At 41.2% G+C, this 16,695-nt stretch carries 21 protein-coding genes; all 21 read right to left on the reverse strand.

Going from position 1 to position 16,695, the window contains the following annotated elements:
* Positions 1-2: 2 nt before the first annotated feature.
* Complete coding sequence (pstB, locus tag SORDD25_RS02270) at positions 3-761, reverse strand: phosphate ABC transporter ATP-binding protein PstB (protein ID WP_001287327.1); 759 nt, start codon at positions 759-761, stop codon at positions 3-5.
* Between the two features lie 12 nt (positions 762-773).
* Complete coding sequence (pstB, locus tag SORDD25_RS02275) at positions 774-1,577, reverse strand: phosphate ABC transporter ATP-binding protein PstB (protein ID WP_000049851.1); 804 nt, start codon at positions 1,575-1,577, stop codon at positions 774-776.
* A gap of 10 nt (positions 1,578-1,587) precedes the next feature.
* Positions 1,588-2,472, reverse strand: coding sequence for a phosphate ABC transporter permease PstA (gene pstA, locus SORDD25_RS02280; RefSeq protein WP_000543050.1), 885 nt, complete (start codon positions 2,470-2,472; stop codon positions 1,588-1,590).
* Complete coding sequence (gene pstC, locus SORDD25_RS02285) at positions 2,462-3,379, reverse strand: phosphate ABC transporter permease subunit PstC (protein ID WP_061852470.1); 918 nt, start codon at positions 3,377-3,379, stop codon at positions 2,462-2,464. The genes pstA and pstC overlap by 11 nt, the downstream gene beginning before the upstream one ends.
* Positions 3,379-4,275 carry a phosphate ABC transporter substrate-binding protein PstS gene (locus SORDD25_RS02290; RefSeq protein WP_061852471.1) on the reverse strand — a complete coding sequence of 299 codons (897 nt, stop codon included), beginning with the start codon at positions 4,273-4,275 and terminating at the stop codon, positions 3,379-3,381. The genes pstC and SORDD25_RS02290 overlap by 1 nt, the downstream gene beginning before the upstream one ends.
* 191 nt (positions 4,276-4,466) lie before the next feature.
* On the reverse strand, positions 4,467-5,771 hold the full coding sequence (locus tag SORDD25_RS02295) for an RsmF rRNA methyltransferase first C-terminal domain-containing protein (RefSeq protein ID WP_061852472.1): 1,305 nt from the start codon (positions 5,769-5,771) through the stop codon (positions 4,467-4,469).
* The gene (locus SORDD25_RS02300) at positions 5,772-6,545 is read right to left on the reverse strand and encodes an inositol monophosphatase family protein (RefSeq protein WP_061852473.1); all 774 of its coding nucleotides are present in this window, start codon (positions 6,543-6,545) and stop codon (positions 5,772-5,774) included. It abuts the gene before it with no gap.
* Positions 6,535-6,813, reverse strand: coding sequence for a UPF0223 family protein (locus tag SORDD25_RS02305; RefSeq protein WP_001041963.1), 279 nt, complete (start codon positions 6,811-6,813; stop codon positions 6,535-6,537). The genes SORDD25_RS02300 and SORDD25_RS02305 overlap by 11 nt, the downstream gene beginning before the upstream one ends.
* Positions 6,814-7,215, reverse strand: coding sequence for a Spx/MgsR family RNA polymerase-binding regulatory protein (locus tag SORDD25_RS02310; protein ID WP_000631261.1), 402 nt, complete (start codon positions 7,213-7,215; stop codon positions 6,814-6,816). It lies immediately after the preceding gene.
* A 217-nt stretch (positions 7,216-7,432) separates the two neighbouring features.
* Positions 7,433-8,053, reverse strand: a complete 621-nt coding sequence (locus SORDD25_RS02315; RefSeq protein WP_061406813.1) for a TIGR01906 family membrane protein — start codon at positions 8,051-8,053, stop codon at positions 7,433-7,435.
* On the reverse strand, positions 8,043-8,816 hold the full coding sequence (locus tag SORDD25_RS02320; protein ID WP_061852474.1) for a TIGR01457 family HAD-type hydrolase: 774 nt from the start codon (positions 8,814-8,816) through the stop codon (positions 8,043-8,045). The genes SORDD25_RS02315 and SORDD25_RS02320 overlap by 11 nt, the downstream gene beginning before the upstream one ends.
* 10 nt (positions 8,817-8,826) lie before the next feature.
* Positions 8,827-9,564, reverse strand: a complete 738-nt coding sequence (locus SORDD25_RS02325) for an acyl-[acyl-carrier-protein] thioesterase (protein WP_061852475.1) — start codon at positions 9,562-9,564, stop codon at positions 8,827-8,829.
* Between the two features lie 4 nt (positions 9,565-9,568).
* Entirely contained in the window at positions 9,569-10,699 is a 1,131-nt protein-coding gene (gene hemW / locus SORDD25_RS02330) for a radical SAM family heme chaperone HemW (RefSeq protein WP_061852476.1), read from the reverse strand.
* A 73-nt stretch (positions 10,700-10,772) separates the two neighbouring features.
* Positions 10,773-11,171 carry a YtxH domain-containing protein gene (locus SORDD25_RS02335; protein WP_061852477.1) on the reverse strand — a complete coding sequence of 133 codons (399 nt, stop codon included), beginning with the start codon at positions 11,169-11,171 and terminating at the stop codon, positions 10,773-10,775.
* Between the two features lie 15 nt (positions 11,172-11,186).
* Positions 11,187-11,570: a DUF948 domain-containing protein gene (locus SORDD25_RS02340; RefSeq protein ID WP_009730340.1), complete on the reverse strand. Its 384-nt coding sequence runs from the start codon at positions 11,568-11,570 to the stop codon at positions 11,187-11,189.
* Complete coding sequence (gene lgt / locus SORDD25_RS02345) at positions 11,571-12,359, reverse strand: prolipoprotein diacylglyceryl transferase (RefSeq protein ID WP_061852478.1); 789 nt, start codon at positions 12,357-12,359, stop codon at positions 11,571-11,573.
* A complete protein-coding gene (hprK, locus tag SORDD25_RS02350; RefSeq protein WP_000115190.1) occupies positions 12,352-13,287 on the reverse strand; it encodes an HPr(Ser) kinase/phosphatase in 936 nt (311 codons plus the stop codon). The genes lgt and hprK overlap by 8 nt, the downstream gene beginning before the upstream one ends.
* A gap of 136 nt (positions 13,288-13,423) precedes the next feature.
* A complete protein-coding gene (locus tag SORDD25_RS02355; protein ID WP_061852479.1) occupies positions 13,424-14,386 on the reverse strand; it encodes a hypothetical protein in 963 nt (320 codons plus the stop codon).
* Positions 14,387-14,450: 64 nt separating this feature from the next.
* On the reverse strand, positions 14,451-14,627 hold the full coding sequence (gene rpsU / locus SORDD25_RS02360) for a 30S ribosomal protein S21 (protein ID WP_000048054.1): 177 nt from the start codon (positions 14,625-14,627) through the stop codon (positions 14,451-14,453).
* A gap of 770 nt (positions 14,628-15,397) precedes the next feature.
* Positions 15,398-16,018 (reverse strand): Type 1 glutamine amidotransferase-like domain-containing protein, encoded by a 621-nt coding sequence (locus SORDD25_RS02370; protein ID WP_061852480.1) that lies wholly within the window; start codon positions 16,016-16,018, stop codon positions 15,398-15,400.
* Positions 16,019-16,031: 13 nt separating this feature from the next.
* Entirely contained in the window at positions 16,032-16,649 is a 618-nt protein-coding gene (locus tag SORDD25_RS02375) for a class I SAM-dependent methyltransferase (RefSeq protein ID WP_061852481.1), read from the reverse strand.
* Positions 16,650-16,695: the final 46 nt, after the last annotated feature.

The raw sequence follows: 16,695 nt of genomic DNA on the forward strand, positions 1-16,695 counted from the left end.
CCTTATCCAAATTTTCCTGTAATATAATCTTCTGTTTCCTTGTTTTGTGGGTCTAGGAACATCTTCTTCGTATCATTAAACTCGATCAAATCCCCATCTAGGAAAAATCCTGTTTTATCAGAGATACGTGAGGCTTGTTGCATCGAACGCGTCACCAAGAGCATGGTGTATTTATCTTTCAGACCATACAAGGTTTCCTCAATCTTACCTGCAGAAATAGGATCCAAAGCTGAAGTTGGTTCATCTAAGAGGATAATTTTCGGACTGGTTGCTAAGACACGAGCAACACAAACACGTTGTTGTTGTCCACCAGAGAGACCAATGGCCGAATCATGCAAACGATCCTTTACTTCATCCCAGATAGAAGCACGTTGCAAGGCCTTTTCTACTGCTTCATCCAAAACATGTTTATCCTTAACCCCATTGATACGCAGCCCATAGACAACATTTTCGTAGATAGACATAGGGAAGGGATTGGGCTGTTGAAAGACCATACCAATTTCCTTACGCAATTCAACCGTATCGGTACGGGGGCTGTAGATATTGTGACCATTATAGACTACTGAGCCAGTTGTTGTCACCTCAGGATTTAGATCGCCCATGCGGTTGATAGCTTTGAGCAGGGTGGACTTTCCTGATCCAGAAGGACCAATCAAGGCTGTTATTTCCTTAGGTTGGAAAGAAAGGGAAACACTATTCAAGGCCTTCTTTTTATTATAATAAACGGACAGGTCTGACACCTGTAAAATCGCTTCTGACATACCGTTTCCTTTCTAACCAAAGTGTCCCGTTACATAGTCATTGGTTGACTGTAACTTAGCATTTTGGAAAATATTGGATGTCTTATCATACTCAATCAAATCACCCAAGTAGAAAAATCCTGTGTAGTCACTTGCACGCGCAGCCTGCTGCATACTGTGGGTAACGATGATGATGGTAAAGTCCTTCTTCAATTCCAACATGGTTTCTTCCAGTTGGGCTGTCGCAATCGGATCCAAGGCTGACGCTGGTTCATCCATCAAGAGGATATCTGGCTTAACAGAGATGGCGCGAGCGATACAGAGACGTTGTTGCTGACCACCAGAAAGCATCAAGGCTGATTTGTGGAGGTCGTCTTTGACCTGATCCCAAAGGGCAGCCTGTCTTAGAGAGGTTTCTACAATTTCATCAAGTACTTTCTTATCCTTAACACCTGCACGTTCATGAGCAAAAGTGATGTTGCGGTAAATAGACTTGGCAAATGGATTTGGACGTTGGAAGACCATTCCGATATGCTTGCGCATCTCATAGACATTGATTTCTGGACGGTTGACGTCAATCCCTCGGTAGAGGATTTGACCTGTGACCTTGGCAATATCAATGGTATCATTCATCCGATTGAGACTGCGAAGATAAGTAGATTTCCCAGATCCAGAAGGACCAATCAAGGCTGTAATTTTATTTTTTTCAAATTGCATATCAATGCCCTTGATGGATTCATTTTTACCGTAGTAAACATGTAAATCCTTGGTAGAGAGGGCCACTTTTTCTTCAGGGAAGGTGATGATATGCTTTTCATCCCAGTTATATTTTGACATGGCTTCTCCTTTAGGCAGCGGTTAATTTCTTGTGTAAATAGCTTCCGAGTTTGCGTGCTCCAAAGTTAAAAATTAAGATAAAGATGAGGAGCACGGCGGCAGAACCAGCTGATACAATGGTAGCATCAGGAATGGTTCCTTCACTGTTGACCTTCCAAATGTGGACAGCCAAGGTTTCTGCTTGTCGGAAGATTGAGATAGGGCTGGTAACACTGAGGATATTCCAGTTAGACCAGTCAAGGGCTGGAGCGGATTGTCCTGCCGTATAGATAAGAGCGGCGGCCTCACCAAAGATACGGCCAGAGGCCAAGACAACACCCGTTACGATACCTGGAAGGGCTTCTGGAATGACGACATGGACCACAGTCTCCCAACGAGAGATACCAAGAGCAAGACCAGCCTCACGTTGTGTATGGTGAACGTGTTTTAAACTGTCCTCAACATTTCTAGTCATCTGAGGGAGATTAAAGACCGTCAAGGCCAAGGCACCTGAAATGATTGAAAATCCATACTCAAACTGGACTACAAAGATCAAGTAACCAAAGAGACCCACAACGACTGATGGTAGAGAAGACAAAATCTCAATACAGGTACGAATAAAATTGGTCACAGGTCCTTTTTTGGCATACTCAGCGAGGAAAACGCCAGCTCCCATAGACAGGGGAACAGAAATGATTAAGGTAATGACCAAAAGGAAGAAGGAATTGTAGAGCTGAATCCCGATACCCCCACCTGCTTGATAAGAGGAGGATTTCCCTGTCAAGAAGGACCAAGAGATATGTGGTAACCCTCTCACCAAGATATAGAGAATCAAGGATGCCAAGATGGCCACGATGATACCCGCGATAGTATAGAGGACAGCTGTTGCAAGTTTATCTAATTTCTTAGCGTGCATAGTTTTTCTTTCCTCTTTCTTTCGTAATCAATTTAATCACACTGTTAAAGGCCAAACTCATCAAGAGCAAGACCAAGGCCAGTGACCAGAGAACATTATTATCAACCGTTCCCATGACGGTATTTCCGATACCCATAGTCAGTACAGATGTCAAGGTCGCAGCTGGTGTTGTTAGCGAGGTTGGGATAACTGCTGAATTGCCGACCACCATCTGAATAGCAAGGGCTTCACCGAAGGCACGCGCCATCCCAAAGACCACTGCAGTAAAAATACCTGAACGTGCTGCTTTCAAGGTCACACGCCAGATGGTTTGCCAACGAGTGGCTCCCATAGCTAAACTGGCCTCACGGTAATGACGAGGAACAGCACGCAAGCTGTCTGTTGTCATAAAGGTTACAGTTGGTAGGATCATGACAAAGAGAACGAAAATCCCTGACAAGATCCCAAAACCAGTTCCACCAAAGACGCTACGAACAAAAGGCACCACAACTTGCAAACCGATAAATCCATAGACGACTGAAGGAATCCCGACGAGGAGTTCAATGGCCGGTTGCAAAATCTTTGCACCCTTTGGTGATACTTCTGTCATAAAGACTGCAGCTCCGATAGCAAAGGGTGTTGCGATGAAAGCTGATAAAATCGTCACAATAAAGGAACCCAAAATCATCGGAAGGGCACCAAATTGTTTTCCTGAAGGATTCCAAGTTTGTCCAAAGAGGAAATCAAAGATGTTGACCCCATTGACAAAGAAGGTCGATAAGCCTTTTTGGGCTACAAAAATCAAAATCATGGCCACAATGATGACAATCAAGGAAAGGCAAGTGAAGGTCAAACCTTTACCGAACTTCTCAAGGCGAGAGTTCTTTGAAGGAGAGAGTAATTTTTTAGATAATTCTTCTTGATTCATTATTGACCTCCTTCTACTGCTGTAACGGTACCTGAAGCATCCTTTTGGACTTTCATTTCATTGATAGAGATATAGCCCATGCCCTTAACAATCCCATTTTGAGCTTCATCTGAGAGGACGAAGTTCAGGAATTCAGCAGCTAACTCATTTGGCTGACCAAGTGTGTACATATGTTCATAAGACCACAAAGGCCAATTGTTGGTCGTTACATTCTCAGACGTAGGTTCATACCCATTCAGTTTCATGCTTTTCACGGAGTCATCTACATAGGCAAAAGCTAGGTAAGAAATGGCTCCAGGTGTTTGGGATACAATCGACTTGACCATCCCGTTAGAATCCTGTTCTTGACTCTGCATTGCCGATTGGCCATTCATAATCACCGTATCAAACGTCGCTCGTGAACCAGAACTTGCTGCTCGGTTGATGATTGAAATGGCCAGGTCTTTGCCCCCAACTTCCTTCCAGTTGGTCACTTCACCAGTAAAGATCTTGCGAAGTTGCTCGGTTGTGAGATTTTCAACATCCACTTCCTTGTTTACAATCACCGCAAGACCAGCCACTGCAACCTTGTGGTCTACCAGAGCTGAAGCATCGATTCCTTCTTTTTCCTCTGCAAAGACGTCAGAGTTCCCGATGTCTACTGCTCCAGACTGGACTTGGGATAGTCCTGTACCCGATCCTCCACCTTGAACATTGACTGTTTTTCCGATGTTTCTAGAACCGAATTCATCTGCTGCCGCTTCGACAAGAGGCTGAAGAGCAGTTGAACCAACGGCTGTCATGGATTCTCCACGATCAATCCAGCTAGCACATCCTGCTAGAGAACCTGCAAGCAAAAGTGTCGCAAGAGATAGGACGAGCTTTTTTCTTTTTTCACTGTTTTTCTCCTTGAACATAATGATGAATGTTCTGACTTCTTTCAGTTCCTATCATGTCAATCAGCGATGATAAGATTTGGCTTACGATTTATAGACTGCAGATCCCTTGAGGACAGCCAGTTCATCACATAATATAAGTAAAAATGAAAGACTATCAGAAAAATCCATACTTCCACTATAACATAGAATGGGCTCTTTGACTAGCTTTTTCACTTGAATCTGAGGCCTTTTGGATAATAATTTTTTAAAACATTTCCAGTAACTTTTGCAAAGCCCAGTCCGTTTCCTTGAACAAGAACTTGATACCAGCCATTTGGCAGACTTTCAGCTAGCTGAACTGTCTCCCCAGCCACATATTTTACAAAGTCCTCATCCTTGATTGCTACCCTTTGTTTCACCTGACTTGGTTTTAAGGCCAATCCCAGAGCAAAGCTTGGTTCGAAGCGTTTCTTCTTAAAAGTACCCAAATGAAGTCCATTTCGGGCAATTTTGAGTTTCCCTAGATCAGGTAGCATCTCTGGCAAAAGATAGAGCTGATCTCCAAAAGTCTGCAAGATACCAGTTAGATTGACCTGCAAGTATTTTTGGGCAAACTCTTGCCACAAGCTCTGCTGTTCGCGACTGAGATTGCTCTTGCAGGGTTTGAATTTGGGTGCTGGATTTTCTCCCTTAAACTGCAAATGGGCAACAAACTGACCTTCTCCCTTAAAATGGTGTGGGTACATCCGAGCCGTTTCAGGAAGATCAATTCCTGCTACCATACCGTTCACATGCTCGACTGGAAGCAGATCAAAATCATAAGTATCTAGTAACCAGTGAACAATCTCTTCGTTTTCCTCTGGCGACCAGGTACAGGTCGAATAAACCAGACGGCCACCTTCTGCCAACATGGTCACTGCATCTTCTAAAATCTCTCTTTGGAGACTGGCACATTGATTCGGATAGTCGATGTTCCAATAATCCATGCCATCTGGTTGTTTACGGAACATCCCTTCACCCGAGCAAGGAGCATCAAGGACAATCACATCAAAGTATCCTTTAAAGACCTTGGCTAAGCGATCCGCAGATTCATTGGTCACGACTACGTTTGTAGCTCCAAACCGCTCCATATTTTCCACTAAAATCTTAGCCCTCTTGCTTGAAATTTCATTGGAAACAAGGATACCCTGATTAGCCAGATAAGCTGCCAATTGAGTGGATTTCCCACCTGGTGCTGCCGCCAAGTCCAAGACCTTCATACCAGGAAGGGGCTGAGCTACCTGGGCCACCATTTGGGCTGCAGGCTCTTGCGAATAAACGAAACCTGTCACGTGCTCTGGAGACTTTCCAGAGACCTTACCATAATGCCCCCAAGGTGTATGAGGAATAGAATCCGCAAACGATAGCTGACTTTCTTTTAAGGGATTAACCCGAAAAGCCGATACTGCTTCCTGTTTAAAAGAGGCAAGAAAATCTCTTGCCTCATCTTCTAGTATCGCTTCATATTTTTCAACAAATCCTTCTGGAAATTGCATTTAATTTTCTTTCCTTTCATAAATGTAGGACTGAATCTCTTCTTGCATCTCGATTGGCACCAACATGACCGGCTGGCGTGTTTGAAAATCAACAGGCTCACCAGAAACTGTAAGAAGACGATAGCCCAGACTTTCCCCTAAGATACTGGCCGCAGCGTAATCCCATGGTTGTAAGTAGGTAATATAAGTCAGAAGACGACCCGATAAAACCTTGGCAAAACTAATGGCCGCACTGCCGTATACACGGACTCCCAACGCTGCCCGGCCCAAATCACCCAATCCCCACTCATTGCTTTCAAACATACCTGAGTTACCGGCAACTAAAAATTCTTGAAGTGGTTTCTTTTTAAAAGGCGGTAAGGGATCATTATTGCGACAAGGAAGAAAGGCACCACCACCATGGTAACAATCACCTTTCATGACATCATAAATAATGCCAAATTTGCCCACACCATCCTCAAAATAAGCCAACATCACGGCAAAATCTTCCTGCTGGGCGACAAAGTTATTGGTACCGTCAATGGGATCAATCACCCAAACGGAACCTTGACCGACTGCAGCACGTAAGCAGCCCTCTTCCGCGCAAATCAAGTCCTCAGGATAGGAGGACTTGATCCGTTCAACCAAGAATTCCTGGACCTCCTTGTCCAAACGCGTCACCAAGTCTGTAGGGGAAGACTTGCGCTCAACCTGCAAATCTTCTTTCATGTGAGCCAAAATATAGGCAGCAGCTTCCTGCACAATCTGTTTGGCAAATTCAAATTTAGTTTCCAAGAGAAATCTTCCCTTCTCTTTTTTCTTTTGCTAATTGAACTGCATGATAGAAGGAATAACCGCTAGCCGTTTCAAATTCGCGACCTAGGCGCTTTTCTTCACTTTTGCTTGGAACCACAGACTTAAATTTCTTGTAAGAATCTAGCAGTTTTTTTGCTTCTACCTTATCTTCATAAGCAGCTTCAACATCATTAAAAAAAGAAAGCACTGAAGCAAGTTCTTCAGTGCTCCACGACAAATCTAGTGGGTAACTATACTGTTTGTTCATCTATCCTATACCAGCTCTCAATGTTGCTTCTTTCAATTCTTGTTTACGGTAACTACGAGGGAGAAAAGCACGAATCTCATCTTCATTAAAACCGATCTGCATGCGTTTGGTATCTATAATAATTGGGCGACGCAAAAGACTAGGATATTGCTCAATCAACTGAAGCAACTCCGATACCGAGATACTCTCTACATCAATATCTAATTTTTGGAAGATTTTTGAACGAGTTGAAATGATGTCATCAGTACCATTTTCGGTCAAGGAAAGAATATGTTGTAATTCTTTTCTTGTTAAAGGACTAGTCATAATATTATGCTCTTGAAAGGGCACTTTATGCGTCTCTAACCAAGCCTTTGCCTTACGACATGATGTACAACTCGGTGATAAAAATAGTGTAATCATGCTTTTCTCTTCTTTTATCTATACTTGCTATTTCTATTATACAAAAAAATAAAGCGCTTGACTAGGTATTTTTAGAAAAAAAGCCTATTTTTTCATAGAAAATAGACTGTTTTCTGCAAAAATCTCCTGCTTTGCAAGTTTATCTTTAGGATAACCTAACAATAAATAGGGAGCAGAGCGACTTCTCTCGGTTTTTATTAAAAATACAGAATGTTATCTACTTTTTCCTCGAAGCCTCGACAAGAAGGAAACTGAATATTCCTTCATACAAAGCAAAGAAAAGTACAAAGGCATGAAGGAAGAAAATCTCTGGTAAAATCAGAATAACTCGATCCTTTGCTGGATCAAAAAGCCAGGTATCATCTCCCACAAAGAGAATCTGATGGAAAAGCGTAAAGAATTGTTCAAAACCAATCAACACTCCTACAAGCCCAATGACTAGAGGCAATAGCACTAGAATCAGGATACTTTTACGATATAGGGCTAAAAAGCCTTTTTTCACTATCTTTATAACAAAGAAATAGAAACTTGGAAGTGTAGCTAGAGCAACTAGTTGAACTAGGTGAAAGAGATTCTTCACCACCGCAAAGTGGTGTAGACCTGCCGCTGATGAACGAAAATCTGGCATCTCTAAAACCTGACTAAAGGGATTGGTCAGGTAATTCATCAAGATATGAAAATTGTACTGAATGGTTTCTGGCTTTAGATAGACTCGATCCGCTAAGTTCAGCCACTGAATTTCCAAAGGATAGAAAATCCATGCCAGATAAATGGTCAGTAGGATAGAAAGGGAGAGGAAAAAGAGCATACTTCCCCAAAAGGTCAGTTTAGTTTTCATCAAAATTCCACTCCGCAAGGCTAGACACCACATGAGTTGGTGCAATTGGCAAGCCCGCCACTTCTTCTGCCTTGGTAAAACCTGTCGTCACCAAGAGCGTTGGAATGCCATTGTCAATCCCTGCTCGGATATCTGTCAGGTAATTGTCCCCAACCATGAGCAAGTCTTCTCTTCTCAAACCTAAGTGCTCAACTGCCTTGTCCATAATGATAGCATTTGGTTTTCCGATATAAACTGGTTTCACTCGTGTTGCTACTTCAAGAAGTGTAATTAGTGAACCAGCACCAGGCAAGAGACCACGTTCCGTCGGGATATTGAGGTCAGGGTTGGTTCCGATAAAGTGAGCCCCCTTTTGAATGGCTAGAGTCGCCGTCGCAAATTTTTCATAGTCGACTTGCCAATCCAGTCCAACTACCACATAGGCTGGATTTTCCTTGTCTTCGACATAACCAGCCTCCTTAATGGCATCCTTGAGCCCCGCTTCACCGATGACATAGACTGTCTTTTCCAGTCCCAAGTCATTCATATAGTCTATGGTTGCCAAGGTTGCTGTATAGACAGTTGATAGAGGGGTATTAATATTAAAATTCTGAGCCAACATCTCTTGAACACTCTCTGGAGTTCGGGTTGTATTGTTGGTTACAAAGAGATAAGGAATTTCTCGCTTTTGCAATTCATGCACAAAAGCCTCACCTGCTGGAATTCGTTCTTTCCCCTTGTAAATGGTTCCGTCTAAATCAATTAAATAACCTTTATAAGCCATATCGTCCTTTCTAATTGCCTTCAATTTCTTGCCACGTAATCATAGCTTGGGCATTTATCTCGCCATCACTGATAATCTCATGCTTGCTTTCTAGTCCCTTGAGTTCATAAGCTGAAGCAATCATGCCACCTGGTCGCACTTCTTTGACATATTTGAGATTGATTTTCTTTGGAATATACTTGGTCAAAAAATCTGCTCCCATGACTTCAAAAATCCAATCCAGGTATTTACTATTATTGACATGACCATTCATATCCAAGTCGTAAAAACGAACATGGTAGTCTTTTCTGATCGGATCTTCTAGATTTGCATACTTTGGCCCGCGGATGAGTTTTTTATCAAATTCAGACTGGTAAGGCGCAACAATCTCAGGTTCGACAGCATGAACTTTACGACTGTCTCTGTCCATAAGAACAAAGGTTGCTACCATGCGAATGATTTCTTGACCTGCTTCATCATAGATAGTGAAACGGCGGTAGCAAAAAAGACGATTGTAAGTCAATGCTTCTGTTTCAATCGTAATCTCCTCAGCAAAGCGAGGCAAGCGAACCACGTCAATCGCATAATCTGTAATAATCCAGACCAGATTGTAACGTTCTAGCACATCTTTGTCACTAACTCCCAGTTCAATCGACTGCATACCCGATACTTGCAGGGACAGCAAAATCACATCTGGAAGTTTGATATGACCGTTCATGTCCGCCATATCAAAAGGAATTTTCATTTTCATCTGATAAGTTAAGCCCATTGTTCTACTCCAAAATAAATCGTTCTGCTACAGTGTCTCCTAAAAAGAGACCTCTCTTTGTCATTCGGACACGATCTCCGTCGATTTTCATGAGTCCTTGCTGAACCAAGTCTCTGATGATTTCACCATAAAGTCCATCAAAGGACCGTCCAAATTTTTCCTCAAATCGTGTCATGGAAACCCCGGATTTTTTACGGAGGCCTAGGAACATTTCTTCTTCCATCTGCTCCCTTTGACTCAGGTGTTCTTCTGTAATCCGAGCATTTCCTGCCTCTACCGCATTGAGATAGTGGCGGATAGGACCGTGATTTTTATAACGCACTCCGTCCACATAACCTGAAGCGCCTGCACCGATACCATAATACTCGGCATTGTCCCAGTACATGAGATTATGGCGACTTTCAAAGCCAGGCTTAGAGAAATTGGAAATCTCATAATGCTCAAAACCAGCTCGCTCAAGCTCTGCAATGATGTATTCAAACATTTCCGCTTCTAGCTCCTCCTTAGGTAGGGGCAACTTCCCTCGTCGCATGCGGTTCATAAAGACCGTATGGTTTTCCAAAATCAAGCTATAAAGGCTCATATGAGGAATATCAAGCGAGATAGCCTTAGCCACATTTTCCTTGACCTGATCCATAGTTTGACTGGGTAGAGCATAAATCAAGTCGATGGAGATATTGTCAAAACCAGCCAATTTAAGACGGTCGATATTTTCATAAATATCCTTCTCCAAATGACTGCGCCCAATCTTTTTCAGCATTTTGTCATCAAAAGTCTGCACACCCAAGGAAACACGATTGACTGGTGACTGCTTCAAAACCGCAATCTTATCCGCGTCCAAGTCGCCTGGATTGGCTTCAATCGTCAACTCTTCCAAGACAGACAAGTCTAGATTTTTAGTCAAACCATCCAGAAGCACCTCTAATTGCGAAGCGGACAAAGCCGTTGGCGTCCCACCTCCAATGTAGAGAGTTCGTAACTTTTGGATATCATAAGAACGAAACTCCTCTAGTAGATGCTCCAGGTAACTATCTACTGGTTGATTCTTGATAAATACTTTTGAAAAGTCACAATAATAACAAATCTGTGTGCAAAAGGGAATATGCACATAGGCGGACGTTGGTTTTTTCTGCATAGTACTTATTATACCATAAAGACAGGCTTGCAGATAAAAATCACCATCTCCAAAAACCAGAGATGGTGATGCATTATACTTCAGTAATATCGATGATGATTTCTTCTTGCTCTTCAGCGACGTCTGGAGTTGCTGACTGTTCTTGCCACTGCTCCTTGAGATTGTTAAAGGTTTCTTTTGACGCTTCCGTCGCTTGTCGAGCACAGTTTTTAGCTTGGTCAAGGACACTATCAAAAGTAATTTCACCAGATTCTACTTGTTCCTTTGTTTTCAGCACAAAGTCCGTTGCCTGTTCCTTCACTTCTGTCAATTTCTCACAGACTTGCTCTCTAGCATATTCTGGATCTTCTCTCAAATCATCTAGAAAATCCTGAGCTTGACTACAAACTTGCTTACCCTTGTCACTCGTCAAAAACAAAGCAAGAGCTGCACCTGAAACTGTTCCTAAAAGGATAGAGGATAGTTTTCCCATAAGATTTCTCCTTTTTTATTTTTTGAAAAATTTACTTGCGACACGAAGAGCGGACAAGCCTGCACCTGTTTTGATGGTCTTTGAACCAGCAGATGAAGCTTTTTTGCCTAAAACACGCGCATGTTGGTTGAGATCAGATACTGACTCTGACAAGTCTGCCACCGCCGTAAAGAGTGGATCAATCGTCGCAACTTTGATATTGATATCGTCTGCTAACACATTGACCTTAGCCAACAATTCATTGGTCTGATGCAAGGTAACGTTCACATCTGAGCTCAACGTTTTGATGGTTTTCTCTGTTTCATCAATCATACGACCTGCTTTTTGAATCGTGATTGTCAAATAGACTAAACAGACAATCAAAGCAATCGCAACAAGAATATATGCAACTTCTAACATTTATTTTTCCTCCTCTGTATGATAGAAAGGGGCTTTCTTTCGATTTTGATAAAGTATGATAAAAATACCGAGTCCGATAAGGACAACTGATAACCATTGGGAAACTCGCAGACCAAAGAACATGAGACTATCCGTCCGCATCCCTTCAATAATCATACGACCAAAGCCATACCAAATCAAGTAGAAAGCAGTGATATGACCACGTCTGATTCCCTTTAATTTTCGTCTAAAAATCAAAATCAAAGCAAAACCAATCAGATTCCAAACCGACTCATATAGGAAGGTCGGCTGACGGTAGCTCCCCTCAATGTACATCTGATCACGAATGAAGCCTGGCAAATAATCCAGACTATCTACTGCTGCACCGTAGGCTTCTTGGTTAAAGAAGTTCCCCCAGCGCCCTAAACTCTGGGCAATCATGACGCTCGGTGCTGCAATATCTAAGAAATCCCAAGTATTAATCAGCTTTCTATCCGCAAAGATATAAAGGACAATAGCACCCGCTATCAAACCTCCATAAATGGCCAAGCCACCATTCCAGATGGCGATGATTTCACCTGGATTTTGCAGATAATAATCTAAGCGAAAGAGTACGTAGTATAGTCTAGCACCTAAAATAGCTACCGGAAAAGCAATCAGGATAAAATCCAAAATATCATCTGATAGAATTTTCTTTTTAGGAGCTTCTTTCATGGCAAGATAAACTGCCAGAATCAAACCAGCTACAATACACAAAGCATACCAACGAATAGCAAAGGGGCCTATTTCAAATGCGACTGGATTAATCATGTTTCACCTCATTTTGAGCGATTAGATTTGTCAAGCGTTCTTCAAATAAACGTGTCGCATCAAAGCCCATTTCTTTAGCACGATAGTTCATGGCAGCCGCCTCAATAACAACGGAGATATTTCGTCCTGTTTTTACTGGGATACGGATACGCGGAATCGTTACACCAGAAACTTCGAGTTCTTCGGCATTGTTTCCTAGACGGTCAAAGGTCTTATGCGTATCGTAATTTTCTAGATAAACTGCTAGCTGAACTTGTGAAGAATCTTTTACAGCACTTGCACCATAGAGACTCATGATATCGATAATCCCAACTCCACGAATCTCCAGTAAATGCTTCAAGATTTCAGCAGGTTCGCCCCAAAGAGTCATCTCATCCTTAGAATAAATATCTACACGATCGTCTGCTACTAGACGGTGTCCACGCTTCACAAGCTCAAGACCTGTCTCACTCTTACCGATACCGCTATCTCCTTGGATCAAGACACCCATGCCATAGATATCCATCAAGACACCATGCACGCTAGTACGTTTAGCCAAACGGGAATCAAGGTAGCTAGAAAGTTCTCCAGATAAACGACTGGTTGCTGTTCGACTGGTTAAAATCGCAATCTTGCATTCTCTAGCAGCCCTCAACATTTCCTCTGGCACTACCAGACCACGAGCCACGATAACCGCAGGTGTTTCAGGTAGAAACATTTTCTTCAAAACTTGATAACGGTTCTGGGCAGGCATGGCAACTAAATAGGACCACTCCTTCATCCCTAACAGCTGAATCCGTTCTGGTGTATAGTAATCAAAATAGCCCGTCATTTCAAGACCAGGTCTCATAATGTCCGCAGTATTGATTTCTTTTTCAAGTAATTCGCCTTCACCATAGACAATATCTAGTCTGAGTTTTTCAATGACATCTCTTACTAAAACCGACATAATTTCCTCCTTCAATCGAGTTCTCCCTACTATTATATCAGATTGTAGGTGGAAGTTTCCTTTTTTTGCAGGATTTACAGTATTTATTTGATGTTGCTTGGAAAAAGATTTGGCTAGGAAGTCTTTTCGTACTCCTTCAAATTAACCGAGACAAATCTACTGCAAATTGGTCAACGTCTATCACCAAGTCCCTTCCAGATTTTTCTAAGTAAATCCTTGGAAGACCTTTTGTTAACATTCTGTTTGCATCAGCCATATCTTGAGGATAGGTATAGAACTGTTGACCTTGTGGAAACTGATTTCGGACTTGCCATTCTTCAAAGTCCTTCAAAAAAGTCTTATGAGATGGCATACTGACTTCTTCGAACAAGGAATGGTCAAACAATCGTACCAAACGATATAGACCGTGAATCTCATCCGCAAAGCACTTATCAATCTTTTCATAAGGGTAACCTCGCCTCTGATAAGCTAGGCATAAACTTTGTAAGGACTCACTTAATGCAACTGCATCTTTTCTTGCCAAGTTTATAAAATATCGAACAGAAAATTCTTCCATGCCAGTTCGTTTTTTCTTCCCTAAAAACTGTTGTGCACGCAAGAGAGACTCGGATAATCTTTCTTCATCTTGATAATAAAGAGCGTATAAAAGATTAATCACATTTTCTGGATAATAAGTTCCTTTCAACAAGGGTAAATCTTTGGGGATGAATAATGGAATGGCTGAAAAATCGTTACAAGCAAAAGAGGTAAATAAGCCTTTCAAAATCCCAGCTGTGTAAATGGTTCCACTTGCCAACAAACCGCCTCTCATCAACTCTATTCTTCCTGTTTGCCATAGCGCATTGTTTAACTGTGTATAATCCCCATCTAAAAACGCAGCATAGTAGGCAAAATATTGAATATCATCTAGCAATAAGCTACTGTACAATTTTACCCTTAAAACCTTGTCAGACAACACTTTTGAATCCGTCAAATACTTTTCAAAAATTCTTTGGTTTGACTTTTCAAATTCCTTCCAATCTATCGGATCAGCACAATAACCCCAATCTTCCAAGTGATTTTCACGCATCTTTCGATATTCTTTTATATACTCTCTCACAACAATTTATTCCTCTAAACATTGTGCAAAAAAAGACTAGACAAGTCTAGCCTTTCATTTCAAATTAGAATTTTTTACGTTTACGAGCTGCTTCTGATTTACGTTTACGTTTTACAGAAGGTTTTTCATAGAATTCACGTTTGCGTGTTTCTTGAAGAGTACCAGCTTTAGTAACCGCACGTTTGAAACGACGAAGTGCATCGTCAAGAGATTCATTCTTACGTACTACTGTTTTAGACATTTTTTTCACTCCCTTCAAGTTCAAGATCTATTCCATTTTACACACAAAGTGAATAATTGTCAAGAGAAAAGCAACCATAAACTTCTATTTATTTTTACTTTCTTCTTTTGAAGATGAAGTAAATCACTAAGATACAGAGAATCAAGCCCAAAACAGCTGGTTTCACAATCGATATGCCACTTCCTCCACTAAATAAAAGACTATGGGCAACCTTCAGAAATGCTCCGATCACTACCGTTGCTAATAATCCATACCAACGTCTACTCCATGTTAAGGATATAATCGCCGTAAAAAATGCTAGAATCGTCGCCAGAATGATAACTTTTTCAATACTCCATCCGCTCGTAAAATAAGTCTTCTCAAAATTTAAAAACTCAATTACTTTTACATCAACTATTTCCGGCTTTGGAAACCAAAACATGCTAGTAAATAGGCAAAATATAGAAAAGAAAATCAGGCTATAGGATTTTTTATAAGCTCCCATTACAATTGGAATAATAAAGAGAGGGCGAATATATCAACTCAGAGTATTCTGGTGTCTAGTAAACGCCCACTCAAAGAAGCTCATATCTGATAAAAAAAACGACAATGATCGCAATCGTTAGAAACAAGAAAATAACCCCGCCTATTTTATCTAACGTTTTTATTTTCATAACTTTTCCCTTCTTGAATTCATAAAATTAATCTATCCATGGCAGATTCCCACTAAGTGAATTATCAACCGCTAATCGTTTTAGTGGTAAAATATCAATGTTCTTCCAACCACGCTTTTATTCTATTGTCAAGATATCTATTTGCTCATCGTTAACGATAATTGCTTGGTGGTTATGAAGTGGTAGCAATTCAAGCTGCTTTTTATACATTTCAAAGGTCTTTTTGCTACTATCAGTAAAAGGTTCCTCACCATAATGTGGAAGGATATAAAAATCTACTTCATCCAACCCCGCTGTATCAGATAACTCTGTCGCTACCGTCTTGTCGTCCATGAGTTTATTGTAGTCAATATCCTTGGCTGTAATGATAGCCCCTGCTGATTCTCCCACATAGACCAACCCATCTCTTATTTGCTCTTTAATGAGAGATAGGAGTTGCTTTTTCTTTAATTCTTGCAATAAATAAAAGGTATTCCCGCCTGAGATATAAAGAATCTTGCTTTGGAAAATCTTTGCCTGTGCAGTTTCTCGATCACAAGAAGCAATATCTAGAACCTCTATCTCAAATCCTAAATCTCTGAATGTTTGCTGAGCCTCATCGATATAGGCATTATAGTCCTCTTTGTTCCCAGCGGTAGGAATAAATAAAACCTTGTTTTCTAGATTCTTTTCCTTTGCATAATCGCTAAAAAGCTTTTTGACTCCAGCAAAGTATGAACATAAAAATAACTGTTTCATGATTGTACCTCCATTAATGTTTAACAATTTTATAAAGGATCCATGATCCCTTGCTTTGACTAGTTACGAGCTCAAATCCTACTGACAACAAGAATCGTCTAAATGCTTCTTCGCTTTGAACCTCTGGTAAAAAGTAAGACAACTTGTTATATTCACAAGCCAGTAAGAGCATCCCGTCTGATTTGAGTATTCTTCGAAGTTTCATAAAAGAAGCCTCTAGGTCCTGCCAATGAAAATGAGTTTGAAAGGCTGTGATTAAATCAACACTTTCATCAGAAAAGCCTGTCTCCCTAACGTCTCTTCGTTCAAAATTTAGATTAGTCATCTCTACCTGTTTGGCTTGAGCTATTGCAGTATCTGAAATATCGATTCCAGTTATGGTACTTTGCGGAAAAGTTTCTTTCAGCAGGATGGTTGAACGACCATTCCCAACTCCTACATCTAAGATTACAGGGTAAAATGTCCTATCCAGATGACGAATTGCCCATACAAACATGGGGAGATAGGCTCGATTCCATAATTTCATCATTCGTTTTCCTAGAAAGCCCGAAGGATTCTTTGATTGCTGAATTAAGCGACTAAACAGAAACATTAAAAGTAAAAAACAAATAAAACCGATTATATAAATCAAAGTTCGAGCCTCCCCGTATAGCTATATTATACCACTTTAGCAGGAT

It is taken from the genome of Streptococcus oralis, from assembly GCF_001579525.1.
Lineage (GTDB): Bacteria > Bacillota > Bacilli > Lactobacillales > Streptococcaceae > Streptococcus > Streptococcus oralis_M.

Coding starts and splice junctions, on each gene's coding strand:
- pstB (WP_001287327.1), bottom strand. CDS start 761: ATGTCAGAAGCGATTTTACAGGTGTCAGACCTGTCCGTTTATTATAAT.
- pstB (WP_000049851.1), bottom strand. CDS start 1,577: ATGTCAAAATATAACTGGGATGAAAAGCATATCATCACCTTCCCTGAA.
- pstA (WP_000543050.1), bottom strand. CDS start 2,472: ATGCACGCTAAGAAATTAGATAAACTTGCAACAGCTGTCCTCTATACT.
- pstC (WP_061852470.1), bottom strand. CDS start 3,379: ATGAATCAAGAAGAATTATCTAAAAAATTACTCTCTCCTTCAAAGAAC.
- SORDD25_RS02290 (WP_061852471.1), bottom strand. CDS start 4,275: ATGTTCAAGGAGAAAAACAGTGAAAAAAGAAAAAAGCTCGTCCTATCT.
- SORDD25_RS02295 (WP_061852472.1), bottom strand. CDS start 5,771: ATGCAATTTCCAGAAGGATTTGTTGAAAAATATGAAGCGATACTAGAA.
- SORDD25_RS02305 (WP_001041963.1), bottom strand. CDS start 6,813: ATGAACAAACAGTATAGTTACCCACTAGATTTGTCGTGGAGCACTGAA.
- SORDD25_RS02310 (WP_000631261.1), bottom strand. CDS start 7,215: ATGATTACACTATTTTTATCACCGAGTTGTACATCATGTCGTAAGGCA.
- SORDD25_RS02315 (WP_061406813.1), bottom strand. CDS start 8,053: ATGAAAACTAAACTGACCTTTTGGGGAAGTATGCTCTTTTTCCTCTCC.
- SORDD25_RS02320 (WP_061852474.1), bottom strand. CDS start 8,816: ATGGCTTATAAAGGTTATTTAATTGATTTAGACGGAACCATTTACAAG.
- SORDD25_RS02325 (WP_061852475.1), bottom strand. CDS start 9,564: ATGGGCTTAACTTATCAGATGAAAATGAAAATTCCTTTTGATATGGCG.
- hemW (WP_061852476.1), bottom strand. CDS start 10,699: ATGCAGAAAAAACCAACGTCCGCCTATGTGCATATTCCCTTTTGCACA.
- SORDD25_RS02335 (WP_061852477.1), bottom strand. CDS start 11,171: ATGGGAAAACTATCCTCTATCCTTTTAGGAACAGTTTCAGGTGCAGCT.
- SORDD25_RS02340 (WP_009730340.1), bottom strand. CDS start 11,570: ATGTTAGAAGTTGCATATATTCTTGTTGCGATTGCTTTGATTGTCTGT.
- lgt (WP_061852478.1), bottom strand. CDS start 12,359: ATGATTAATCCAGTCGCATTTGAAATAGGCCCCTTTGCTATTCGTTGG.
- hprK (WP_000115190.1), bottom strand. CDS start 13,287: ATGTCGGTTTTAGTAAGAGATGTCATTGAAAAACTCAGACTAGATATT.
- rpsU (WP_000048054.1), bottom strand. CDS start 14,627: ATGTCTAAAACAGTAGTACGTAAGAATGAATCTCTTGACGATGCACTT.
- SORDD25_RS02370 (WP_061852480.1), bottom strand. CDS start 16,018: ATGAAACAGTTATTTTTATGTTCATACTTTGCTGGAGTCAAAAAGCTT.